The sequence below is a fragment of the Streptomyces sp. NPDC002676 genome (genome assembly GCF_053592455.1).
Genome location: NZ_JBSFVT010000001.1, coordinates 353,829 through 376,993, shown reverse-complemented (window position 1 = coordinate 376,993; position 23,165 = coordinate 353,829). Strand labels below are relative to the sequence as shown.

The window sequence follows — 23,165 nt, the reverse complement described above, 5'->3', positions numbered from 1 at the left end:
CCGTGCCCCGCCACCATTCCCACCACTATTCACTCAGTACATGTACTCAGTGCATACTGATCTCCATGAGCACCCGGCACATCCTCCTGGGGCTGCTCGAGGCGGGGCCGAGTCATGGCTACGACCTCAAGCGACGCCATGACGAACGCTTTCCGCAGGCCCGGCCGCTGGCCTACGGGCAGGTCTACACGACCCTGCAACGCCTGGTCCGGGACGGTCTCGCCGAGGTCGACGGGACAGACGCCGACGGGGGGCCGGAGCGGACGCTGTACCGGTCGACCGGGGACGGGGCGCGCGAACTGGCCCGGTGGGCCGGGGAGATCGCCCCGCCCGCGCCCTTCGTGGCCAACGAGATCTTCGCCAAGGTCGTCGTCTCGATCCTGGCCGGCGGCGATCCGGCTGCCTATCTGCGCGCCCAGCGTGCCGCGCACATGGACCGGATGCGGGAACTCACGGCCGTGAAGACGGCACGGGGCGCCGGTCTGGCGACCGTGCTCTCGGCCGACTACGCCCTCAACCACCTCGACGCCGACCTCCGCTGGATGAACACCACGGCGGCCCGGCTGACCACTCTGACCGCAGAGGTCGACACAGCATGAACAGCAAGGGGGACTCGTGATCAGCAAAGGGGAATCCTCGGTGCCGCTTCTGGCGGGCCGGGACCTCGCCAAGGCGCACGGCAGGACGCAGGCGCTGCGCGGCGCCTCGGTCGAGCTTGGCGCCGGTGAGATCGTCGCCGTGACCGGGGCCAGCGGCAGCGGCAAGTCCACGCTCCTGCACTGCCTGGCCGGGATCGTCCGCCCGGACGCGGGCTCGGTGACGTACGCCGGTGAGCGGCTCGACCAGCTGCCGGAGCAGCGACTGAGCGAGCTGCGGCGGACCGACTTCGGGGTGGTGTTCCAGTTCGGGCAGCTGATTCCGGAGCTGACGGCGCTGGACAACGTGGCGCTGCCGCTGATGCTCGCAGGGGCGGCGCGTACGGACGCCCGGGCGCGGGCCGCGGAATGGCTGGAGCGGTTCGGGGTGCGCGGGCAGGAGGAGCTGCGGCCGGGTGAGCTGAGCGGTGGGCAGGCGCAGCGGACCGCGCTGGCCCGTGCGCTGGTCACGGGCCCGAGGATCGTCTTCGCGGACGAGCCGACCGGGGCGCTGGACTCCCTGGCGAGCGAGCAGGTGATGACGGCCCTGGTGCACACGACCCGCGAGACGGGCACCGCCGTCCTGCTGATCACGCACGACGCCCAGGCGGCGGCGTACGCGGACCGCGAGGTGCGGCTGAGCGACGGGGCCGTGCTGCCGGCGGAGGTGCCGGCATGACGGCCATGGGGGCCATGGGGGTCAAGGGGGCCATGACGTCCGATCTGCGGCTGGCCTGGCTGCTGACCCGGGGGTCGGACCGGCAGGAGTGGTGGCGGGTCGCGCTCACGGGGATCGGCGCCGCCCTCGCGACCGGGCTCGGGCTGGTGATCGCGGTCATCGCCCCGATGGACGGGCAGTACAGCGTGGGGGTCGGGGGCGGGCTCCTGGACCAGCCCGGCACCCGCGACGGAGTGGTCATCGCGCTGTTGCTGCTGCTCGTCCCGGTGTTCGGCTTCCTCGGCCAGTGCGCGCGGATCGGCGCGGTGCACCGGGACCGGCGGCTGGCCGCGCTGCGGCTGGCGGGGGCCACGCCGGCCCAGGTACGGCGGATCGCGGCGTTGGAGTCGGGGCTGGCCTGCCTGACCGGCTCGGCGGTGGCCACGGTGTTCTCCGTACTGTCCCTGCTGCGGCTGTGGCAGCATCCCGCTCCCCTGGCCTGGGCCGGTATCGCCCTGGTGGCGGTCCTGGTACCGGTGCTGGGCGCGGCCGTGAGCGCCCTGTCGCTGCGCCGGGTGGTCTCCTCGCCGCTGGGGTGGATACGGCGGGTGCGTCCGACCGAGGGGCCGGGGCGGGTGTTCCTGGTGGCGACCGGGCTGCTGGCGGTGCCCGCGGTGTGCGTCGCGCTGGCCCCGCTCACCGGCGACCCCTTCGCCTTCCCCTTCTTCGGCATCGCGGTCGGCCCGCTCACCGTCTTCGCCCTCTGCCTGCTGGTCGGCGCCGCGGCGGTGTGGCTGACGGGCTGGTCCGCCCGGTGGCTCGGCGCGCGGTTCGCCGCCCGGACCGAGAGCCCGGCCGTACTGATCGCGGCGGAACGGCTGCGCGACGACCCGTGGGCGGCGGCCCGTACGCACGCGGCCGTGCTGCTGGTCACCGTCGTGGGCACCGGGTTCATGGGGGTGCGGGAGGTGCTGCTCGCGGAGCTGCACGCCTCGCAGCGCGAGGGCCGGCTCGGGGAGAGCCTCTCCTACTACACCAACGGGCTCGATCTGACGGCCGCCGCGATCCTCGTCGCCCTGGCGATCGTGCTGTCCGCGCTCGCCGTGGGCACCGCCGAGTCCCTCGCCACCCGGCGCCGGGGCCTGGCGGCCCAGACCGCCGCCGGGGTGCCGCACGGGGTGCTGGCCCGGGCGCTGCTCCTGGAGACGGCGCTGCCGCTGGCGCCGGCGGTCACGGTGGCGGGCGCGGGCGGCATGGGGATCGGCGTCTGGTACGCCTCGGTCACGTCGGAGCAACACACGGTCCCGGCCGTGCCGTACGTCGCCCTGCTGGTCCCGCTCGCGGTGTACGCCTGCTGTCTGCTCGCGGCGGCCACCTCGCTGCCGCTGCTGCGCCGCTCCGTCCACCCGGGCGAGCTGCGCTACGCATGACGGTCCGGCCCCGGGAGTACGGGGGTCTCCCAGGGCCGGACCCCTGTGACCAGGGGGTACGCGAAGGCCCGGATCGTCAGGCGGAGATGCCGTCGATCCGGGCCATGGCGTCGTCCGCGCCGTACGGCTGCAAGTAGGGCAGCCAGCGCGGGTCCCTATGGCCGGTGCCGATGATGCGCCAGGCCAGACCGGTGGGCGGGGCGGGTTTGTGCCGCAGTCGCCAGCCCAGTTCGACGAGATGGCGGTCGGCCTTGACGTGGTTGCAGCGGCGGCAGGAGGCCACCACGTTGTCCCAGACGTGCTTGCCCCCGCGACTGCGCGGGATGACGTGGTCGACGCTGGTTGCGACGCCACCGCAGTACATGCACCGGCCCCCGTCGCGGGCGAACAGGGCCCTACGGGTCAGAGGAACGGGCCCCCGGTAAGGAACCCGTACGAATCGCTTGAGCCGGACCACGCTGGGTGCGGGGACTGTGACGGTTGCGCTGTGCATAAAGGCGCCGGATTCCTCGAGACAGACTGCCTTGTTCTCAAGGACGAGGACGAGCGCGCGGCGGAGCGGTACGACGCCGAGGGGCTCGTACGACGCGTTGAGGACCAGGACATGCGGCACGGGTGCCTCCTTGGGCGTCGGCGGCGCGTGGCTCGCGCCGGGACGATCTGCAGTCAGTCTCCCCTCATGCCTGGTGGAAGCGCCACCATGTCCCGGTAACGGGCTGAGAGTGTTTTCGACCACACCGCATTCATCCCCCGGATCATGGCCTGTTCAAGCCCGGGTGAGAACGGTCTCTCCTATGCGGATCGGCGCGGAGCACAGACAATGCCCCGTTAGTGTGTTGGTTCTGTCCGCCCGGTGGCCTTTTCGTGACCTTGACCGCCCCGCCGGAACGGATCGCGCAGCACCTGGAGGTACCTGCCGTGTCGTCCTTGCCCGTCGCCCTGTCGGCCGCCGGCGCCACGCCCACACCGTCCCCCTCGGGGTCGGCGCCGGCCGTGCCGACGCTCCAGGACGCGCAGGAGAGCGCGACGAACGCAGCGAGCTGGGTCGAGCAGAACTGGTCGACCTGGCTGGCGATGGGTCTGCAGATCCTGCTGATCGTGGTGGTCTCCTTCGTGCTCAGAGGGGTGGTGCGGCGGGCGATCACCAAGCTGATCGACCGGATGAACCGCACCGCCCACGCCGTGGACGGCACCGCGCTGGGCGGGCTGCTGGTCAACGCCGAGCGGCGGCGGCAGCGCTCGCACGCGATCGGCTCGGTGCTGCGCTCGGTGGCCAGCTTCCTGATCCTCGGCACGGCCGCGCTGATGGTGCTGTCCACGTTCAAGATCAACCTGGCTCCGCTGCTGGCGTCCGCCGGTGTGGCGGGCGTGGCGATCGGTTTCGGCGCGCGCAACCTCGTGACGGACTTCCTCTCCGGCGTGTTCATGATCCTGGAGGACCAGTACGGCGTCGGCGACACGATCGACGCGGGGGTGGCCTCCGGCGAGGTGATCGAGGTCGGGCTGCGGGTGACCAAGCTGCGCGGCGACAACGGTGAGATCTGGTACGTCCGCAACGGCGAGGTCAAGCGCATCGGCAACCTCTCCCAGGGCTGGGCGACGGCCGGCGTCGACGTGACCGTCCGGGCCTCTGAGGATCTGGACAAGGTGAAGTCCACGCTGGACGAGGTCGCCGAGAAGATGAGCAAGGAAGAGCCCTGGAACGAGCTGCTATGGGGCCCGATCGAGGTACTGGGCCTGGACAGCGTGCTCATCGACTCGATGGTGGTCCGTGTCTCGGCGAGGACCATGCCGGGCAAGTCGGTAGGGGTCGAGCGAGAACTCCGCTGGCGCATCAAGCGGGCCTTCAACGCGGCGAACATCCGGATCGTCGGCGGGGTGACGGCGGCGGAGGATGTGCAGGACACCCCGGACCCGACGGCGGCGGTGGCCGCGCCGTCGGCGTACTCCAACGCCGACTCCCCGCAGTCGGTGGCGGCGGCACCGATTGCTCCACAGCGGCCGACGCCTCCGGGCAAGTAGCGAGCGGAACGGTTCAGCACACTCGTTCGAGTGAACACGTGGGGCATTCCGGCGCCGAGAGCGCGCGGGATGCCCCATCGTTCTGCCGGGGCGCCCGAGGCGGGCTTAGCCTGGCATCAGCGTGACGAGGAGAACCAGGGATGAGCGCCGAACCGATCATGGAGACGGTCATGACGGAGCAGGACCCCATCGATCTGTTGATCGCGTTCGAGGAGGCGTCCGTGGCGCCGATTCGGCCCGAGTACGTCGAGGGGACGGTCATCGTGCCGCCGCAACCGAATCACGAGCACAACGACGGCGCCTTCAAACTCACCGTCCAGTTCTTCACGGCAGGGCTCGACCTGGCGGGTATGGGCAACGGCTACCGGGGTGCATACAAAGACGGCAGCACCATGGCTCTCGTCATCCCGGACTTCTACGTCCTGCGCCGCCCACCGACAGACCTCGACGAGGCCTACCGGAAAGCCCACAAGGGCTGGTATCCCGTCGACATGGTCACTCTGGTCGGCGAGGTCACGTCGACCAATCACGCGGTTGACACCGGCCCCAAGCTGGCCACTTATGCCGCCGTCGGCATCCCCGTCTACGTCCTGATCAACCGCGATGCGAAGACAGCCCATTGCTACACGGATCCCGTCCTCCCCGGTGACGACCCCACCGAGGCGTACTACAAGACCGACACCAAAGTCGCCCTCGGCGACCCCCTCCCCCTCCCGGCGCCGTACCCCACCCTCGACACCACCCCCTTCCTCGGCGACTGAGCCCCAGGCCGTCCCGCCCCCGAGGTAACGACTCTGTTGCCCCGGGGGCGTTGTCTATTGACGCCCCCTTCGTGCCGGGCTTACCTTCCTCCCACCCCAATAGGAAAGTTTCCTAACAGTGATCTGCGTTCCACCGGCCGCCGGTGATCACCGCTGGACTGCATGGCCAGGTCACTGGAAAGCTGGGCGGCTGGAAAGGCAGGTGTCGACCCCCATGGCAGGAACCGCCGGTACGCCGGGCACTCCACGCGTGCTGCGCGCCATGAACGACCGCGCCGCCCTGGACCTGCTGCTGGAGCACGGGCCGCTGTCGCGGACCCGGATCGGCAAGCTCACCGGCCTGTCCAAGCCGACCGCCTCCCAACTGCTGGCCCGCCTGGAGGCCGCCGGGCTGGTCCGGGTCACCGGCACCAGCGAGGGGCGGCCGGGGCCCAACGCCCAGTTGTACGCCGTCAACCCCGGTGCCGCGTACGCCGCCGGGCTCGATGTCACGCCGGAGCGGATCCGTGCCGCCGTCGCCGACATCACCGGCCGCACGGTCGGGGAGTACGAACTGGCCACGCCGGGGCGGCGGCCCGCGCAGCCCGTCGTACGGCAGGTGGCCGACGCGCTCGACGGGGCCGTCAAGGCCGCCGGGCTCTCGCGGGGCGACGTGCATCGGGTGGTCATCGCGACCCCCGGCGCCTTCGACCCCAACACCGGGCGGCTGCGCTACGCCTCCCATCTGCCCGGCTGGCACTCCCCCAGCCTGCTCGAAGAACTCGCCGCGGCGCTGCCGATGCCGGTCGAGTACGAGAACGACGTCAACCTCGTCGCCATCGCCGAACAGCGGCTCGGGGCCGCCAGGGGCCACGGGGACTTCGTGCTCCTGTGGAACGAGGAGGGCCTCGGCGCCGCCCTGGTCCTCGGCGGCCGGCTGCACCGCGGCTGGACCGGCGGTGCCGGCGAGGTCGGCTTCCTGCCGGTGCCCGGCACCCCCCTGGTCCGCCAGGTGACCAAGGCCAACAGCGGCGGCTACCAGGAGCTGGCCGGCGCCCAGGCCGTACCGAAGCTCGCCCGCGAACTCGGCATCACCGAGGTGCGCCCGGGGCCGTACACCGAGGCCGCCGCGGACCTCGTGGCCCGCGCCGCCGATCACGCGAGCGGGCCGTACCGGGAACTGCTCCAGACCTACGCGACCCGGCTGGCCACCGGTCTCGCCTCGCTCGTGTCCGTCCTCGACCCCGAACTCGTCGTCCTCAGCGGCTCCGCCCTGACGGCCGGCGGCGAGGTGCTGCGCGCCCTCGTCCAGGCCGAGCTGGAGGAGCTGGCGGCGGCCCGCCCCCGGCTGGTCGTCGGCGACGTCCGTGAACACCCCGTGCTGCGCGGCGCGTTGGAGAGCGCGCTCGCGGCCACCCGTGACGAGGTCTTCGACACCTCGCGCTGAGCCCGCCCCCGCAGTCCCGCTCCTCTCACCCACCCCTGCCCCGGGAGACCTCGCCATGCCCGAAGTCATACCCTCAGCTGCCCGAAAGGCGGCTTTTGCCCTGACCGCCGCCTCCCTCGTCCTCCTCTCCACCGCCTGTACCGGCCAGTCGGACAACTCGGCCTCTGGCGCCACCGACGACGCCTCCAAGGACACGACGATCAACTTCTGGCACGCGTGGAGCGCGCCGGGCGAGGTGAAGGCGGTCAAGTCCCTGGTCGCGGGCTTCGAGAAGGCCCACCCCAACATCCACGTGAACATCGTCGGCAACGTGACCGACGACAAGATCAACCAGGCGCTGCGCACCGGCGGCGACCGGGCCCCGGACGTGATCTCCTCCTTCACCACCAACAACGTGGGCAAGTTCTGCTCCTCGGGCGCGCTGGTGGACCTCAACCCCTTCTTCAAGAAGTCGGACATCGCCCCGGAGAAGACGTTCCCGAAGGCGATGAACGAGTACACCCAGTTCGACGGCAACCGCTGCTCGGTACCGCTGCTGGGAGACGCGTACGGCCTCTACTACAACAAGACGGCGTTCAGGAAGGCGGGCATCACGGCCCCGCCGAAGACCTGGTCGGAGTTCGAGGCCGACGCCAAGAAGCTGACGATCCCGCAGGGCGAGGGCTACAAGCAGCTGGGCTTCATGCCGGACTACCACGGCTGGGAGTCCACGACCGAACACTACTTCGGGCAGTTCTCGCCGACGTACTTCGACAAGACCGGCAAGTCCGACGTGGCCGAGGACCCGGCGTTCGAGAAGGGCTTCACCCTCCAGAAGAAGCTCGTCGACGAACTCGGCGGCTTCCAGAAGCTGGAGAAGTTCCGGGCCACGCTGGGCGACGAGTGGGGCCCCAAGCACCCCTTCCACACCGGCCAGGTGGCCATGCAGCTGGACGGCGAGTGGCGGCTCGGGATGGCGCTCGACGCCAAACCGAAGTTCGAGATCGGCGTCGCTCCGCTGCCCGTACCGGACGACCAGGCCGACCAGTACGGCAAGGGCTACATCACCGGCACCGTCGCGGGCATCGCGGCCACCAGCCACAAGCAGAACGCGGCCTGGGAGCTGGTGAAGTACATGACCACGAACACGGACGCGGTGGTCGGCTTCGCCAACGACATCCACAACGTGCCCTCCACGCTGGCCGCGCTGAAGTCCCCGAAGCTGAAGTACGACCCCCGGTTCAAGACCTTCCTGGACATCGCCGCGAACCCGAACTCGACCACGAGTCCCGCCTCGATCAACGGCGGCCAGTACCTGGTGACGATCCAGCAGTTCGGCTACGACTACGAGAGCGGCAAGGTCACCGATCTGAAGGCCGGTCTGAAGAAGACGGCCGCGCAGATCGACACGGACATCGCGCAGGCGAAGTAGCCGATGGGTACGGTCACTCCGGCGTCCAAGCGCCGCCGGTCGGCGCTCAGGACCCTCGCCTTCATGTCGCCCTGGCTGATCGGCTTCGCGGTCTTCTTCGCGTACCCGCTGATCTCCACGGTCTACTTCTCGTTCATGCACTACGACGGCTTCCGGCCGCCGACGTGGAGCGGCGGGAAGAACTGGACGTACGTCTTCGAGCACTATCCGCTCTTCTGGCCCGCCCTGCGCAACACCCTGTGGCTGGTGCTGGTGATGGTGACGCTCCGGGTCGTCTTCGGGCTCGGCGTCGGCCTGCTCATCACGAAGATCAAGACGGGCACGGGCGTCTTCCGCACCCTCTTCTACCTGCCGTACCTGGCCCCGCCGGTGGCGGCGACGATGGCCTTCGCCTTCCTCCTCAACCCCGGTACGGGACCGGTCAACTCGATCCTGGAGAAGCTCGGCATCCCGGCGCCGGGCTGGTTCAACGACCCCGCCTGGTCCAAGCCGGCGCTGACCCTGCTGGCCCTGTGGGGCGTCGGCGACCTGATGGTCATCTTCATGGCCGCGCTGCTCGACGTGCCGATGGAGCAGTACGAGGCGGCCGAGCTGGACGGGGCCTCGGCATGGCAGCGGTTCCGGTACGTGACGCTGCCGAACATCTCCCCCATCGTGATGTTCGCCGTCGTCACCGGGGTCATCCAGACCATGCAGTACTACACGCAGCCGCTGATCGCCGGGAAGGTCGCCTCCGGGGTGATCCAGGGCGCGGGCACCCAGTTCGAGCCCGGCTACCCGGACAAGTCCACGCTCACCCTCCCCCAGCTCGTCTACAACCTCGGCTTCCAGCGCTTCGACTACGGCTCGGCCTGCGTGGTGGCCCTCGTGCTGTTCGCCCTGTCGATGGTGTTCACCGCGTTCCTGATGCGGCGCCGGGGCGGTCTCATCCAGGCAGGTGACTGACCATGACCCGAGTACTGGACCAGACGGTGGAGCTGACGGCCCCTGCCCCGGCCGCCGAGCGGACCGCCCGGCGCAGGGCACTGCTCGAATGGGTCGCCGTGCACTCCCTCGGCGTCGCCGCCGCGCTCTTCTTCACGCTCCCCTTCGTGTTCGTGTTCCTCACCTCGCTGATGAGCGACAGCCAGGCCCTCAGCCGGGATCTGATCCCGCACACCTGGGAGTGGGGCAACTACAGGAAGGTGTTCGACACGCCCGGCTTCCTGACCTGGTGGAAGAACACCCTGATCTACGCCGGCCTCGGCACCGTGCTGACCGTGGTGTCGTCCATCCCGGTGGCGTACGCGCTCGCCAAGTTCCGCTTCCCGGGGCGCAATCTGGCGCTCATGCTGGTCATCTCGATGATGATGCTGCCCCCGCAGGTGGTCGTCATCCCGATGTACCTGTTCTGGGCGAAGCAGCTGGACCTGTCCGGCACTCTGTGGCCGCTGATCATCCCGATGGCGTTCGGCGACGCGTTCTCCATCTTCCTGCTGCGCCAGTTCCTGACGACCATCCCGAACGAGTACCTGGACGCGGCCCGCGTGGACGGCTGCGGCGACCTCAGGACCCTGCTGCGCGTCGTCCTGCCGATGGCGAAGCCCGGGATCGCGGCCGTGGCCCTCTTCCAGTTCTTCTATGCCTGGAACGACTACTTCGGCCCCCAGATCTACGCCTCGGAGAACCCGGGCGCCTGGACCCTGTCGTACGGCCTGGAGTCCTTCAAGGGCGCCCACCACACGGACTGGAACCTCACCATGGCCGCCACCGTGCTGGTCATGGCCCCCGTCATCGTCGTCTTCTTCTTCGCCCAGAAGGCGTTCGTCGAGGGCGTCACGCTCACCGGAGTGAAGGGTTAAGCACGTATGAAACTCACCGTGGTCGGCGGCGGCTCGACCTACACCCCCGAACTCGTCGACGGCTTCGCCCGGCTCAGGGACACCCTGCCCATCGAGGAACTGGTGCTGGTCGACCCGGCCGCCGAGCGCCTGGAACTGGTCGGCGGGCTGGCCCGGCGCATCTTCGCCAGGCAGGGCCACCCCGGCCGGATCGTCACCACCTCCGACCTGGACGCGGGCGTCGACGGCGCCGAGGCCGTCCTGCTCCAGCTGCGCGTCGGCGGGCAGGCGGCCCGCGAGCAGGACGAGACCTGGCCGCTGGAGTGCGGCTGCGTCGGCCAGGAGACGACCGGCGCGGGCGGGCTCGCCAAGGCGCTGCGCACGGTTCCGGTGGTGCTCGACATCGCCGAACGGGTCCGCCGTACGAACCCGCGCGCCTGGATCATCGACTTCACCAACCCGGTCGGCATCGTCACCCGCGCCCTGCTCCAGGCGGGGCACCGGGCGGTCGGGCTGTGCAACGTGGCGATCGGCCTCCAGCGGAAGTTCGCGGCCCTGCTGGGCACCGAGCCGAGGGAGATCCACCTCGACCACGTCGGCCTCAACCACCTCACCTGGGAAACAGGTGTGCGACTCGGCGGGCCGGAGGGCGAGAACGTCCTGCCGAAGCTGCTCGCCGAGCACGGCACGGCGGTCGCCGAGGACCTGCGCCTGCCCCGCCCGCTCCTGGACCGCCTGGGCGTGGTCCCCTCCTACTACCTGCGCTACTACTACGCGCACGACGAGGTCGTACGAGAGCTGCGCACGAAGCCCTCGCGGGCGGCCGAAGTGGCCGCGATGGAACGCAAGTTGCTGGCGATGTACGCCGACCCGGCCCTGGACGAGAAGCCGGAGCTGCTCGCGAAGCGCGGCGGCGCCTACTACTCGGAGGCGGCGGTGGACCTCGCCGCGAGCCTGCTGGGCGGCACGGGCAGCACGTACCAGGTGGTGAACACCTACAACAAGGGCACGCTGCCCTTCCTCCCCGACGACGCCGTGATCGAGGTGCAGGCGGCCGTGGGCACGAAGGGGCCCGTGCCACTGCCGGTGCCGGAACTGGACCCGCTGTACGCGGGCCTGGTGGCGAGCGTGACGACGTACGAGGACCTGGCCCTGGAGGCGGCCCTGCGCGGCGGCCGGGACCGCGTCTTCCGCGCGCTGCTCGCCCACCCCCTGATCGGCCAGTACGCATACGCGGACCGCCTCGCCGACCAGCTGATCGCGCACAACCGGGAGCACCTCGCGTGGGCCTGACCTCGACCGTTCTTGCCATCGACGCGGGCAACAGCAAGACCGACGTGGCCGTGCTCACCGTCGCCGGGGAGGTCCTGGCAACAGCCCGCGGCGGCGGTTTCCGGCCGCCGGCGGTGGGTGTGGCGCGGGCGCTGGACGCGCTCGCCGAGCCGGTCGCGCGGGCGTTCGCGGAGGCCGGGGTGACGTCCGTGGCGCACCTGTCGGCCTGCCTGGCCAACGCCGATCTGCCGGTGGAGGAGGAGCAGCTGGCGACCGCGCTGCACGCGCGCGCGTGGGCCGCGTCGGTGGAGGTGCGCAACGACACCTTCGCGATCCTGCGTGCGGGTGTCGCCGAACCCCGGGGCGTGGCCGTGGTCTGCGGCGCGGGCATCAACTGCGTGGGCATGCGCCCCGACGGCCGTACCGCGCGCTTCCCGGCGCTCGGCCGGATCTCCGGCGACTGGGGCGGCGGCTGGGGCCTGGCGGAGGAGGCGCTGTGGCACGCGGCGCGCGCGGCGGACGGGCGCGGCGGGCCGACGACGCTGTCCCGGACGCTGCCCGCGCACTTCGGGCTGCCGTCCATGTACGCGCTGATCGAGGCCCTGCACCTGGAACAGGTCGACCCGGGCCGCCGGCACGAGCTGACGCCGGTGCTGTTCGCGACGGCCGCCGAGGGGGACCCGGTGGCCCGCTCGATCGTCGCCCGGCTCGCGGAGGAGGTGGCGACCATGGCGACGGTGGCGCTGACCCGGCTGGACCTCCTCGCCGAGGAGACCCCGGTGCTGCTCGGCGGCAGCGTCCTGACGGCCGGGCATCCCCTCCTCAACGACGGCGTCCGCGAACTGCTGTCCACCCGCACCCCCAAGGCGGACGTCCGGTTGGTCACCGCGAATCCGGTCCTGGGAGCGGCCCTGTTGGGCCTGGACCACCTCGGCGCGGGAAAGCAGGCCCAGGAGCAGACAAGGGCGTTCTGGGAGGGGTAGGCGGCAGGCGGACATCAGGAGACAGCGGCGGCGGAACCGAACATGCGCGCGCGGCGTATACATGTGCGGCAGATACATGTGCGGCGGACACTGCGATCCGATCAAGATCCAGTGAAGGCCCGTGCGCACGGCGGCCCGGTACGGCGATACTTGGCGGCGACCCGAAGACCATGGGGGAGGTCGAGTGACACACCCGCCGCAGAGCAGCACGACGCCGCCGACGGTGGGCTCCGTCATGCCCACGATCCCGGCGCAGCCCGGCCGGCCGCCCGCGGCACCGCCCGCCGCGCCTCCCACCGCGCCGCCCGCGCGGCGTTCCGCCTTCGCCGAGGGCGTCGACAAGGTGCGGGCCGCGGCGACCACCGAGCCGGGGCGGCTGCGGATCATCGGTGCCGTACTCGCCCTGCTGGTCGTCGCGTTCGGCGCGGTCACCGCCTATCAGACCAGCGAGCGCGCGGCAGCCGCCGACGACGTGCTGCACCGCAGCCAGCCGCTCAGCTCCGGCGCCGCCGACATCTACCGTTCGCTGGCGGACGCCAACACTGCGGCCTCCAGCGGGTTCCTGGCCGGCGGGCAGGAGACGGCCGGCTCCCGCGACCGGTACGAGAAGGACATCCGCACCGCCGCCGCGGGGCTCGTCACGGCCGCCGCCAACGCCGAGCCCGGCTCCGCCTCCGAGTCGACGGTCGCCAAGCTCAACACGCTGCTGCCCGAGTACAAGGGCCTGATCGAGCGGGCCCGGACCTACAACCGGCAGGGGTATCCCGTCGGCGGGGCGTATCTGCGCTACGCCAACGAGAAGATGCAGAAGGAGATGCTCCCGGCGGCCGAGGATCTCTACACCAAGGAGAACCAGCGGCTGCGCGCCGACTACGACGACGCGACGCCCTACCCGTGGGCGGCGATCGCGCTCGGCCTGATCGCCCTGGCCGCGCTCGGCTGGGCCCAGCACCGCACGTACCGCCGCACCAATCGCGTCCTGAACCAGGGCCTGGTCGCCGCCACCGCCGCCACCACCGTGGTGCTGCTGTGGCTGGTCGTCGGCCACACGGTGGCGCGCTCGGGGCTCAACGAGTCGTACGACAACGGCATCCGCTCGCTGAACGTCCTGCACGAGGCCCGGATCGCCTCGCTGAAGGCGCGCGGCAGCGAGAACCTGAGCCTGGTGGCGCGCGGCGCCGAGACCGTGACGGTCGACGGGCAGACGTACGACGCGTACTACTACGACTTCGACCAGGACATGACCGTGCTCGGCAAGGGGCTGAGCGAGGCCGAGAAGCTCGCCGACGACGACGCGGGCACGAAGCCGGTCAAGGCGGCCGAGGGCAACATGGCGGTGTGGAAGCAGCGCCACGGCGCGGCCCGCACCGAGGACGAGAACGGCAATTTCCAGCAGGCGCTGGACAAGGTGATCGGTGCGAAGGGCGCGACCGGCCAGTGCTTCGACGGCGTCGACAGCAACCTCGCCCAGGCCATCGACCACGAACAGCACGAGTTCCGGCAGTCCGCCGGTGACGGGCGGGACGCGCTGACCGGGCTGGCCGTCGGCGCCGCCGTCCTCGCCCTGCTCGGCGCGGCGGGCGCGGTGGCCGGCATCGGCCGCAGGCTTTCGGAGTACCGGTGACAGGGGGCAAGGCAATGTACGCAGCACGTGCCCGGGCCGCCCTGCGGGGCTGGGGCGGGGTCGGTGCCATGGCGGTCCTGTGCGCCCTGGCGCTGGCCTTCGTCCTGCTGCTGCCGCGCACCCAGGCCTCCCACGGGGGCGGCGGCACGACGTCCGGTCCGGGCGTGGCCGAGGGCAGCCAGGCCCGCGCGGACAACTGCACGGACGCGAACGCGCAGAAGCAGACGCTGTCGCCGTCCGGCGCGGACGGCCCGACGATCGACGCCATCAAGTCCCGTACGGGCGCCAAGCGCAAGCTGATCGTCGGCGTCGACCAGAACAGCTACCACTGGGGCTACCGCAACCCGAACACCTTGGGCGCGGAGCTGGAGGGCTTCGACATCGACCTCGTGCACAAGATCGCCGCGGACATCCTCGGCGATCCGGACGCGGTCCAGTTCAAGGCGATCCCCACCAGCCAGCGCATTCCGGCGATCCAGGACGGCCGGGTCGACATGGTCGTCCGCACGATGACGATCACCTGCGACCGGCTGCAGCAAGTGGCGTTCTCCGCGCCCTACTTCAAGACCGGCCAGCAGGTGCTCGCGCCCAAGTCGTCGTCGATCACCGGTTACGACGGCTCGCTCGCGCACAAGAGGATCTGCACGGCGACCGGTTCGACGGCGTACACCAAGCTGGACGCCGACAAGAAGCTGGGCAAGCTGCCCGCCTCCGCCGACATCTCCGGGACCGTCCCCAACCAGCTCGACTGCCTGGTGCGGCTGCAGCTCGGCGAGGCGGACGCGGTCGTCACCGACGGCGCGCTCGCCGCGAGCCAGGCCGCCCAGGACCCGACCGTCGAGCTGAAGGGCGAGGCGTTCACCACCGAGTACTACGGCGTGGCGATGAAGAAGGACGCCACCGATCTGGTACGCCGGGTCAATCGCATTCTGGTGGACTACCGCGGCGGCGGCTGGCAGGCGTCGTACGACAAGTGGCTGGCGGCGACGCTGGGTTCGGACCCGGCGGCGTCCAAGCCGCCCGCGCCGCAGTATCTGGGCACGAACTGACCCCTTGACCGCAAGGTTTCCCACCAGGGCCGACACAGGAAGCGAGAGGTGATCGATGGGCGTCACGGACCCCGCCGGGCCGGTGATGGACCGGGACGAGGTGGACCGTGCGCTGGCGCGGCTCGGCGCAGAGCACGAGGCGATCGAGACCTCGCTGTTCGCCCTGCAGGACCACGCGGGCCGCAGGCTCCTCGAAGGCGCCCGGCTGACCGGCGTCACCCAGGAGCGCTGGTCGGCGACGGAGGCGTCGATCACGCTGCTGTGGGCCTACTTCGAGGCGTACGCGGCGGCGCTGCGCGGCGCCCGGGAGATCCGCGCCCGGCGCCGCTGGTCCAGCCGCGAGGACCTGGTGGAGCTGACCGAGCTGCTGCGCGGCGAGTCCGTCACCGTGCCCGGTGCAGGCCGGCTCAGCGAGCGTTTCTCACTGTCCGCCCTGGTGGACCGGATGAACGAGCTGTACGCGACGAGCCTCGACATGGTCGTCACCGCCGACGCCGTCTGGTCGGCGCTGCCCGCCCGGATCGATTTACTCGCCGCGGAACTCCAGCGCACCCGCAAGCTCGCGCACTCCGTCGGCGTGCGCCCCGGCGAGCACCCCTCCGGCGACGACCTGGAGCGCATCACCCGGATACTGACCAGGCTGCGGGAGGACGTCGTCTCCGACCCGCTCGCCTTCTGGGTGCCCGCCGAGGGCAGTTCGGCGCCCGGCGGCGGCCGGCCGGACACCACGGTGTACGACCGTGAGGCGCGCGCCCTGGAGGAGGTGCGGCGGGAGATCGACGCCGTGCTGACCGTCCGGCAGGACGCGGAGGCGCGGCTGATCCGGCTGCGGGACGTGCTCTCCCGCGCGGACCGCACCCTCGCCGAGGCGCGCACCGCGCGCGGGGAGGTACTGGCGAAGATCGCCGCGACGGAGGTGCCGGTGGTCAGCGGGCCGCCGACCGTGCTCCAGGAGCAGCTGGCGACGGCGGCCGAGTACCGCCGGCAGGCGCAGTGGCACCGGCTCTCCCCGCTCCTGGAGTCCCTGGAGGAGAAGGCGGAGGACGAACTGCTGCGCGCCCGCGAGTCGTTGACGGCGGTCACCGCGCCGCTCGCGGTCCGCGCCGAGCTGCGCGGTCGCCTGGACGCGTACAAGGCGAAGGTCGCCCGGCACGGGCTCGCCGAGGACCCGCTGCTGGTGGAGCGGTACGACGCGGCCCGGCGCATGCTGTGGAGCGCGCCGTGCGACCTGCGCGTCGCCGAACAGGCCGTCCTGCGCTACCAGCAGGCGGCGGCCGAGACGCTCGGCACACCGAGGATCCCCGAACAGGGCGGACCTCAGGATCGTAGGAGTGAGTCGTCATGAGTCAGGCACAGCAGACGTGCCAGCGGCCGGGCTGCGGCGGTGCGTACGAGGACGTGGGCGGCGGTGAGCTGTACTGCGACACCTGCGGTCTGGCCCCGGTCGTGTCCGCGAACGGCATGGTCGGCTCGCCGCCCACCGGTCTGACCAAGGGCTCGTCGCAGAGCGGCGGTTCGCACTCCAGCTCCCGCAGCAGTTCGCGCACGTCCTCGCAGTCGTCGAAGTCGCGGCGCTCGGTGTCGGGACGGCTGTCCCGCTCGCTGTCCGGCGCGTCCACCGGCCGCTCGGTGTCGGTGCGCAGCTCCGGCTCCTCCTCGGGCTCCTCCTCCCGGGGGCGGCTCGGCGCCGGTCTGGTCTCGGTGCCTCAGGTGCCGCGGCCCGATCCGCGCGCGATGGTGCTGGAGAACCCCGAGGTACCCGAGCGGAAGCGATTCTGCTCGCGCTCGGACTGCGGTGCGCCGGTGGGGCGTTCGCGCGGTGAGCGGCCGGGGCGCACGGAGGGCTTCTGCACCAAGTGCGGGCACCCGTACTCGTTCGTGCCCAAGCTGCGGGCCGGGGACGTGGTGCACGGCCAGTACGAGGTCGTGGGCTGTCTCGCGCACGGCGGGCTCGGCTGGATCTACCTCGCCGTGGACCGGGCCGTGTCCGACCGCTGGGTGGTGCTCAAGGGCCTGCTGGACACCGGCGACCAGGACGCGATGGCCGCCGCGATCTCCGAGCGGCGCTTCCTCGCGGAGATCGAGCACGCCAACATCGTGCGGATCTACAACTTCGTGGAGCACCTCGACCAGCGCACCGGCTCCCTCGACGGCTACATAGTGATGGAGTACGTCGGCGGCAAGTCGCTGAAGGAGATCGCCAACGCCCGGCGCACCCCGGACGGCCGCCGGGATCCGCTGCCGGTGGAGCAGGCGTGCGCGTACGGCATCGAGGCCCTGGAGGCACTCGGCCATCTGCACAGCCGCAACCTGCTGTACTGCGACTTCAAGGTCGACAACGCCATCCAGAGCGAGGACCAGCTCAAGCTGATCGACATGGGCGCGGTCCGCCGGATGGACGACGACGAGTCGGCCATCTACGGCACGGTCGGCTACCAGGCGCCCGAGGTCGCCGAGGTCGGCCCGTCCGTGGCGAGCGACCTGTTCACGGTGGCCCGCACCCTGGCCGTGCTCACCTTCGACTTCCAGGGCTACACGAACGTCTTCGCGGACTCCCTGCCCGACCCGGACAACATCGAGGTCTTCCGCCGCTACGAGTCCTTCTACCGGCTCCTGGTCCGCGCCACCGACCCCGACCCGGCCCGCCGGTTCGCCTCCGCGCAGGAGATGGCCGAGCAGCTGACCGGTGTGCTGCGCGAGGTCGTCTCGCTGCAGACCGGGCACGCGCGGCCCGCGCTGTCGACCCTGTTCGGACCCGAAGTCAAGGTCACGGACACGGAGCTGTTCCCCAGAATGGACGGGGACGTGTCGCGGCTGGGCGCGCGGGCGGTGCGCAGGAACGGCACGACGAGCCCGCTGCCCGCGCTGCCCCCGGCCTCCCTCGTCCGGCCCGTCGTCACCCCGGCCGCCGCGCTGGCGCTGCCGGTTCCGCTGGTCGACCCGGGCGATGCCAACGCCGGTTTCCTGGCGGGTCTTTCGGCCTCCGCGCCGGCCGAGCTGATCTCCGCGCTGGACGCGGCGCCGATGCAGACCGTGGAGACCCGGCTGCGGCAGGTCCGCGCCCGGCTGGAGAGCGGCGACCACCAGGCCGCGCTGATGTCCCTGGCCAAGCTGGAGGACGAACGGCCCGACGACTGGCGGGTGGTGTGGTACCGGGGCGTGGCCGCCCTGGTCACCGGCGACTTCGAGGGCGCCGCGCTCTCCTTCGACGCGATCTACGACGCCTTCCCCGGCGAGGCCGCGCCGAAGCTGGCGCTGGGCCTGTGCGCCGAGGTGCTGGGCCAGCTGGACAACGCCGCCGAGTACTACCACCTGGTGTGGGCGACCGACCCGAGCTATGTGAGCGCCGCGTTCGGCCTGGCCCGGGTGCAGCTCGCGGCCGGGGACCGGCGCAGCGCCGTACGGACGCTGGAGTCGGTGCCGGAGTCCTCCATCCACTACACGGCAGCGCGGGTGGCCGCCGTACGCGGGCGGCTGCGGCAGCGTACGGCGACCGCGGGTGACGTACCGTTCGTGGAGGACCTGACGGCCGCCGCCGGGCAGGTGGAGGCGCTGGACGCGTACGGTCTGGACCCGGCCCGGCGCGAGCAGTTGTCGGTGGAAGTCCTCGGCTGCGCACTGGACTGGATACTCTCCGAAGGCCAGGGCACCGCCCCGACCGCCATCGCCGGCGGACGGGTGCTGCTGGGCAGCGGCCTGGACGAGCGGGGCCTGCGCTTCGGACTGGAGCGCTCCTACCGCACGCTCGCCCGGCTGGCGACCGGCGGCGAGGAGAGGATCGAACTGGTGGAACGGGCCAACCGTTACCGCCCCCGGACGTGGGTGTAGTTGATGTCGCAGATGCCCCAGCAGGCCGCACTGTCCGAGTGCCCGAGCTGCGCGGAGCCGATCGAGTCGGGTGACCTGTTCTGCGGCGCGTGCGGACACGACCTCTCGGTGGTGCCCGCCTCGTCGCCGGACCACCCGACGCTCACCCTGTCCGGCCCGGCCGCCGCCGGGGACGGCGTGGACTGGCCCGCCCCCGAGCCGGCCGGCTCCGGCGCGCCGCCCGCGGCGCATCTGCCGGCCGACCTGCCCGGCGCGGAGGAGCCCCCGGCCTCCGGGGTGCGCTTCGACCGGGTGCCGGAGGAGGAGCCTGACGAGTACGCGTTGCAGGCGCCGGACCCGCGCCAGGCGCCCGACCCGCGCGTGGCGGATCCCGCTGCCGCCGCCCCCGCCGAGGCGGCGCGGGTGTGTGTGGCCTGCCGGGCGGGCCGGGTGGACGACGACGGCTACTGCGAGAACTGCGGGCACGCCCAGCCGCGCGAACGCGACCACGTGGAGCGGGAGTCGGGCCCGGTGGCCGCCGTCAGCGACCGCGGTCTGCGCCACCACCGCAACGAGGACGCCTTCTCCGTCGGCCACACCGCGCTGCCCGACGGCACCCCGGCGGCCCTCGCGATCGTCTGCGACGGCGTGTCCTCGGCGACCCGCCCCGACGAGGCGTCGACGGCCGCCTCGCAGACGGCCGGTGACCTCCTGCTGGCCGCCCTGCCGCGCGGCACGCACCCGCAGACGGCGATGCACGAGGCGATCGTCGCCGCCGCGCAGGCCGTCAACGCGCTGGCCGAGGAGCCCGCTTCGGCCCGCGAGCACAGCCCGCACACCAACGCCCCGGCCTGCACCATCGTCGGCGCGGTGGTCACCGCCGGGCTGCTGGTGGTCGGCTGGGTCGGCGACAGCCGCGCCTACTGGGTGCCCGCGGACCGCTCCGCGCCCCCGGCCCGGCTCACCGAGGACGACTCCTGGGCCGCGCAGATGGTCGCCGCCGGGCTGATGAGCGAGGCCGAGGCCTACGCCGACGAGCGCGCCCACGCGATCACCGGCTGGCTCGGCGCGGACGCCTACGAACTGGAGCCGCACACCGCTTCCTTCAAGCCGGACCGGCCTGGTGTCGTGGTGGTGTGCACCGACGGGCTGTGGAACTACGCGGAGACGGCCGAGGAGATGTCCGAGGTCGTGCCCGCGGACGCCGCCGCGCGCCCGCTGCACAGCGCCCGCGTCCTCGTCGGCCACGCCCTGGACGGCGGGGGCCACGACAACGTAACAGTGGCCGTCCTGCCGTTCCCGGCACCGTCTCAGGGGGCAGGATCGGCCTGAGGCCGGTACGACGGGGAGCCTCACAGGACCGGAGGGGACCGGTCCGCATACAGTCGTCACCCACAAGACCCGTGGGTTCAGAGGGGGATCAGAGTCAGCATGGCCAATTTCTCCAAGTCGAGCGTGCCCGCTTTCTCCATGGACGTGTACCAGAACGAGTACCTGCCGGAGGGCGGTCGCGAGGTCAACGCGATCGTCACGGTGACGTCGACCGGCGGCGGCACGATCGGGAGCGCGGCCGGCGCGGCCGGGTACGCGGCCGGGCACGGCCCGTCCGCAGCGGTGGCGCTCATGGTCGACTGCTCGGGTTCGATGGACTACCCGCCGGTCAAGATGCGCAACGCCCGTGACGCCACGGCCGCCGCGATCGACACGCTGCGCGACGGCGTCCACTTCGCGGTGATCGGCGGCACCCACGTCGCCACGGAGGTGTACCCGGGCGGCGGGCGGCTGGCCGTCGCCGACGCCACGACGCGCCGGCAGGCCAAGGACGCGCTGCGCAGGCTCAGCGCGGGCGGCGGTACGGCCATCGGCACCTGGCTGCGGCTCGCCGACCGGCTGCTGTCCTCGGCGGACGTCACCATCCGGCACGGCATCCTGCTCACCGACGGCCGCAACGAGCACGAGTCCCCGGAGGACCTGCGCGCGGCGCTCGACGCCTGCGCCGGACGGTTCACCTGTGACGCGCGCGGTGTGGGCACCGACTGGGAAGTGAAAGAAGTCACAGGGATCGCCTCGGCCCTGCTCGGCAGTGCCGACATCGTCGCCGACCCGGCCGGACTCGCCGCCGACTTCACCCGGATGATGGAGACGGCGATGGGCAAGGAGGTCGCGGACGTCGCCCTGCGCGTGTGGACCCCGGTCGGCACGACGATCCGGTTCGTCAAGCAAGTGGCGCCTACGGTCGAGGATTTGACCGACCGCCGCACCGAAGCCGGCCCGCGCGCCGGGGACTACCCCACCGGGTCCTGGGGAGACGAGTCCCGGGACTACCACATCTGCGTCGAGGTGGCCGCGGCCGGACTCGGCCAGGAGATGCTGGCCGCCCGGGTCTCCCTGGTCGTGCCGCAACCGGACGGCAACGTCCAGAACTTGGGCGCCCAGGGCCTCGTACGGGCCGTGTGGACCGACGACATGGTGGCCTCGACCGCGATCAGCCCCCAGGTCGCCCACTACACCGGGCAGGCCGAACTGGCGCAAGCCATCCGGCAAGGGCTCGATCTGCGCAAAGCGGGCGATTTCGATGGGGCAACGGCCAAACTGGGGCGTGCCGTTCAGCTCGCGAGCGCCTCGGGGAACGCGGATACTGCGAAACTGCTTGCGAAGGTGGTGGACGTTGTCGACGCCGCGACAGGTACTGTGCGGTTGAAGACGAAGGTTGCCGAGGCCGACGAAATGACCCTCGACACCCGGTCCACAAAGACTGTTCGTGTAAAGAAGTAAGCCCGTAGGGCTCAGCAGGACCAGCACGACACCGAGAAGGACATCCGGAGAAGGAGAAGGGGAAGCGCCGACATGCCGACCTGCCCGAACGGACACCAGTCGGGTTCCGACGACTGGTGCGAGGTCTGCGGTCACCGCATGGCCGGTGCCGTACCTCCGCCCCCTCCGCCGCCGCCCCCGGCCGCCGGCGGCTACGGCTTCCCGCCGCCGCAGGGCGGCCGGCCCGGCGGACGCCCGCCGGGTGGCGGGCCCGCGCACGAGCCGGAGCTGTGCCCGCAGTGCCGTACGCCCCGCGAGGGCGGCGCGCCCTTCTGCGAGGAGTGCCGGTGGAACTTCCTCACCAACACGGCCACCTCGTACACCCCGGCCGCACCGCGCCCGCCGCAGCCCCGCTTCGAGCCGCCGAGCGCGACCTACGGCGGCGGTGACGGGTATGAGTACCAGGGCTCGCGGCCCTCGCAGGTGAACCGGCCCGCCGAGCCGATCCCGTCCTTCGGCAGCGAGCCCTCGGGCCCGATGCCGTTCGGCGGCCCGCGCCCGGCCGGCCCGCCGCCCACCTCGGCCGGCCCCTCGGGCCCGTCCGCCTTCGGCGCCCGGCCGCCGGCCGGTCCGCCCGGCGGTCCGGCCTCCGGCTTCCCCGGTGCGCCGGGGCAGGGTCCCGGCGCGCCCGGGGGTCCTGGTGTGCCCGGGGGTCCTGGTGTGCCCGGCCCGTCCACGCCTCCCGGCCCTCCCGGCCCCTCCGCCTTCGGCGGCGACCCCTCGCGGCCGGTTCCGCCGCCGCCCGGGCCGACTCCGCCTCCGCCGCCCGGCGGCGGCGCGCAGGCGTTCCGGCCGTCCGGACCGCCCGCGCCGCCCGCATTCCCGCAGGAGACCGGCCGTCCGCCGGCCGGCGGTCCGTCCTTCGGCGGCGCTGACGACGACTGGGTGATCTCCCCGCCGTCGTCGGCCGGTCCTGGCGGCCCCGGCGGTCCTGGCATGCCCGGTGGTCCCGGTGCGCCCGGCGGTGGCTACGGCTACCCGCCGCCCGGCGGCACGCAGGCCCCGCCCGCCCCCGGCTTCCCGCAGGCTCCGCAGGGCCCGGCCACCTGGATCGCGACGATCGGCCCGGACCGCGACTACTTCATGGCGATGATGCAGCGCTCGGGTCCCGAGGCCGCGGGCCTCAACCTGCCCGCGTACTCGCCCGAGCAGCAGCGCACGCTCAGCGGGAACCAGGTCACCATCGGCCGCCGCCGGCACTCCACCGGCGACACCCCGGACATCGACCTGTCGGTGCCGCCGGAGGACCCGGGCGTCTCGCACCAGCACGCGGTGCTGGTCCAGCAGCCCGACGGCGGCTGGGCGGTCGTCGACCAGAACTCGACCAACGGCACCACGGTCAACGGCTCGGACGAGCCGATCCAGCCGTTCGTGCCGGTGCCGCTGCAGGACGGCGACCGGGTGCACGTGGGCGCCTGGACGACGATCACGATCCGCCGCGGCTGAGCAGGCG

At 72.0% G+C, this 23,165-nt stretch carries 19 protein-coding genes; 18 read left to right on the top strand and 1 reads right to left on the bottom strand.

Features of this window, described 5'->3' with window-relative positions; genetic code table 11:
• Positions 1–65 precede the first annotated feature (65 nt).
• Genes ACWD3E_RS01735 through ACWD3E_RS01725 form a run of 3 tightly spaced genes read left to right on the top strand, consistent with a single transcriptional unit; the run spans position 66 to position 2,723 of the window.
• Entirely contained in the window at positions 66–599 is a 534-nt protein-coding gene (locus ACWD3E_RS01735) for a PadR family transcriptional regulator (protein ID WP_451385555.1), read from the top strand.
• Between the two features lie 16 nt (positions 600–615).
• The gene (locus ACWD3E_RS01730) at positions 616–1,314 is read left to right on the top strand and encodes an ABC transporter ATP-binding protein (RefSeq protein ID WP_451385554.1); all 699 of its coding nucleotides are present in this window, start codon (positions 616–618) and stop codon (positions 1,312–1,314) included.
• Entirely contained in the window at positions 1,311–2,723 is a 1,413-nt protein-coding gene (locus ACWD3E_RS01725; protein WP_451385553.1) for an FtsX-like permease family protein, read from the top strand. The genes ACWD3E_RS01730 and ACWD3E_RS01725 overlap by 4 nt, the downstream gene beginning before the upstream one ends.
• A 76-nt stretch (positions 2,724–2,799) precedes the next feature.
• Here the strand turns inward: ACWD3E_RS01725 and ACWD3E_RS01720 are convergent, their stop codons facing one another.
• A complete protein-coding gene (locus ACWD3E_RS01720; protein ID WP_451350112.1) occupies positions 2,800–3,336 on the bottom strand; it encodes an HNH endonuclease in 537 nt (178 codons plus the stop codon).
• Between the two features lie 251 nt (positions 3,337–3,587).
• Between ACWD3E_RS01720 and ACWD3E_RS01715 the strand changes: the two genes are divergently transcribed.
• The 15 genes from ACWD3E_RS01715 to ACWD3E_RS01645 all read left to right on the top strand — a co-directional run bounded on the left by ACWD3E_RS01715 (position 3,588) and on the right by ACWD3E_RS01645 (position 23,158).
• Complete coding sequence (locus ACWD3E_RS01715; protein WP_451385552.1) at positions 3,588–4,745, top strand: mechanosensitive ion channel family protein; 1,158 nt, start codon at positions 3,588–3,590, stop codon at positions 4,743–4,745.
• Between the two features lie 140 nt (positions 4,746–4,885).
• Positions 4,886–5,506, top strand: coding sequence for a Uma2 family endonuclease (locus ACWD3E_RS01710; protein ID WP_451385551.1), 621 nt, complete (start codon positions 4,886–4,888; stop codon positions 5,504–5,506).
• Positions 5,507–5,720: 214 nt separating this feature from the next.
• A complete protein-coding gene (locus ACWD3E_RS01705; RefSeq protein WP_451385550.1) occupies positions 5,721–6,932 on the top strand; it encodes an ROK family transcriptional regulator in 1,212 nt (403 codons plus the stop codon).
• 55 nt (positions 6,933–6,987) lie between these two features.
• The gene (locus ACWD3E_RS01700; RefSeq protein ID WP_451385549.1) at positions 6,988–8,343 is read left to right on the top strand and encodes an ABC transporter substrate-binding protein; all 1,356 of its coding nucleotides are present in this window, start codon (positions 6,988–6,990) and stop codon (positions 8,341–8,343) included.
• Between the two features lie 3 nt (positions 8,344–8,346).
• Positions 8,347–9,288 (top strand): carbohydrate ABC transporter permease, encoded by a 942-nt coding sequence (locus tag ACWD3E_RS01695; protein WP_451385548.1) that lies wholly within the window; start codon positions 8,347–8,349, stop codon positions 9,286–9,288.
• Positions 9,289–9,290: 2 nt separating this feature from the next.
• The gene (locus tag ACWD3E_RS01690; RefSeq protein ID WP_451385547.1) at positions 9,291–10,184 is read left to right on the top strand and encodes a carbohydrate ABC transporter permease; all 894 of its coding nucleotides are present in this window, start codon (positions 9,291–9,293) and stop codon (positions 10,182–10,184) included.
• A 6-nt stretch (positions 10,185–10,190) separates the two neighbouring features.
• Positions 10,191–11,456, top strand: coding sequence for a 6-phospho-beta-glucosidase (locus ACWD3E_RS01685; protein WP_451385546.1), 1,266 nt, complete (start codon positions 10,191–10,193; stop codon positions 11,454–11,456).
• Positions 11,447–12,418 (top strand): N-acetylglucosamine kinase, encoded by a 972-nt coding sequence (locus ACWD3E_RS01680; protein WP_451385545.1) that lies wholly within the window; start codon positions 11,447–11,449, stop codon positions 12,416–12,418. Before ACWD3E_RS01685 ends, ACWD3E_RS01680 begins: the two co-directional genes overlap by 10 nt.
• A 235-nt stretch (positions 12,419–12,653) precedes the next feature.
• Positions 12,654–14,042 carry a hypothetical protein gene (locus ACWD3E_RS01675; RefSeq protein WP_451385544.1) on the top strand — a complete coding sequence of 463 codons (1,389 nt, stop codon included), beginning with the start codon at positions 12,654–12,656 and terminating at the stop codon, positions 14,040–14,042.
• A 14-nt stretch (positions 14,043–14,056) separates the two neighbouring features.
• Positions 14,057–15,091, top strand: a complete 1,035-nt coding sequence (locus tag ACWD3E_RS01670) for a glutamate ABC transporter substrate-binding protein (protein ID WP_451385543.1) — start codon at positions 14,057–14,059, stop codon at positions 15,089–15,091.
• A gap of 55 nt (positions 15,092–15,146) precedes the next feature.
• Entirely contained in the window at positions 15,147–16,436 is a 1,290-nt protein-coding gene (locus tag ACWD3E_RS01665; RefSeq protein ID WP_451385542.1) for a hypothetical protein, read from the top strand.
• Positions 16,433–18,919, top strand: coding sequence for a tetratricopeptide repeat protein (locus tag ACWD3E_RS01660; protein WP_451385541.1), 2,487 nt, complete (start codon positions 16,433–16,435; stop codon positions 18,917–18,919). The genes ACWD3E_RS01665 and ACWD3E_RS01660 overlap by 4 nt, the downstream gene beginning before the upstream one ends.
• A gap of 3 nt (positions 18,920–18,922) precedes the next feature.
• Positions 18,923–20,230, top strand: a complete 1,308-nt coding sequence (locus tag ACWD3E_RS01655) for a PP2C family serine/threonine-protein phosphatase (RefSeq protein ID WP_451385540.1) — start codon at positions 18,923–18,925, stop codon at positions 20,228–20,230.
• Between the two features lie 99 nt (positions 20,231–20,329).
• A complete protein-coding gene (locus ACWD3E_RS01650) occupies positions 20,330–21,673 on the top strand; it encodes a vWA domain-containing protein (protein WP_451385539.1) in 1,344 nt (447 codons plus the stop codon).
• Between the two features lie 72 nt (positions 21,674–21,745).
• Positions 21,746–23,158 (top strand): FHA domain-containing protein, encoded by a 1,413-nt coding sequence (locus ACWD3E_RS01645; RefSeq protein ID WP_451385538.1) that lies wholly within the window; start codon positions 21,746–21,748, stop codon positions 23,156–23,158.
• Positions 23,159–23,165 lie beyond the last annotated feature (7 nt).

What these genes read in the sequence shown, in the direction of transcription:
- ACWD3E_RS01705 (WP_451385550.1), top strand. Translation starts at nt 5,721, where the DNA reads ATGGCAGGAACCGCCGGTACGCCGGGCACTCCACGCGTGCTGCGCGCC.
- ACWD3E_RS01660 (WP_451385541.1), top strand. Translation starts at nt 16,433, where the DNA reads ATGAGTCAGGCACAGCAGACGTGCCAGCGGCCGGGCTGCGGCGGTGCG.
- ACWD3E_RS01685 (WP_451385546.1), top strand. Translation starts at nt 10,191, where the DNA reads ATGAAACTCACCGTGGTCGGCGGCGGCTCGACCTACACCCCCGAACTC.
- ACWD3E_RS01655 (WP_451385540.1), top strand. Translation starts at nt 18,923, where the DNA reads ATGTCGCAGATGCCCCAGCAGGCCGCACTGTCCGAGTGCCCGAGCTGC.
- ACWD3E_RS01700 (WP_451385549.1), top strand. Translation starts at nt 6,988, where the DNA reads ATGCCCGAAGTCATACCCTCAGCTGCCCGAAAGGCGGCTTTTGCCCTG.
- ACWD3E_RS01725 (WP_451385553.1), top strand. Translation starts at nt 1,311, where the DNA reads ATGACGGCCATGGGGGCCATGGGGGTCAAGGGGGCCATGACGTCCGAT.
- ACWD3E_RS01645 (WP_451385538.1), top strand. Translation starts at nt 21,746, where the DNA reads ATGCCGACCTGCCCGAACGGACACCAGTCGGGTTCCGACGACTGGTGC.
- ACWD3E_RS01650 (WP_451385539.1), top strand. Translation starts at nt 20,330, where the DNA reads ATGGCCAATTTCTCCAAGTCGAGCGTGCCCGCTTTCTCCATGGACGTG.
- ACWD3E_RS01690 (WP_451385547.1), top strand. Translation starts at nt 9,291, where the DNA reads ATGACCCGAGTACTGGACCAGACGGTGGAGCTGACGGCCCCTGCCCCG.
- ACWD3E_RS01710 (WP_451385551.1), top strand. Translation starts at nt 4,886, where the DNA reads ATGAGCGCCGAACCGATCATGGAGACGGTCATGACGGAGCAGGACCCC.
- ACWD3E_RS01675 (WP_451385544.1), top strand. Translation starts at nt 12,654, where the DNA reads ATGCCCACGATCCCGGCGCAGCCCGGCCGGCCGCCCGCGGCACCGCCC.
- ACWD3E_RS01665 (WP_451385542.1), top strand. Translation starts at nt 15,147, where the DNA reads ATGGGCGTCACGGACCCCGCCGGGCCGGTGATGGACCGGGACGAGGTG.
- ACWD3E_RS01735 (WP_451385555.1), top strand. Translation starts at nt 66, where the DNA reads ATGAGCACCCGGCACATCCTCCTGGGGCTGCTCGAGGCGGGGCCGAGT.
- ACWD3E_RS01695 (WP_451385548.1), top strand. Translation starts at nt 8,347, where the DNA reads ATGGGTACGGTCACTCCGGCGTCCAAGCGCCGCCGGTCGGCGCTCAGG.
- ACWD3E_RS01670 (WP_451385543.1), top strand. Translation starts at nt 14,057, where the DNA reads ATGTACGCAGCACGTGCCCGGGCCGCCCTGCGGGGCTGGGGCGGGGTC.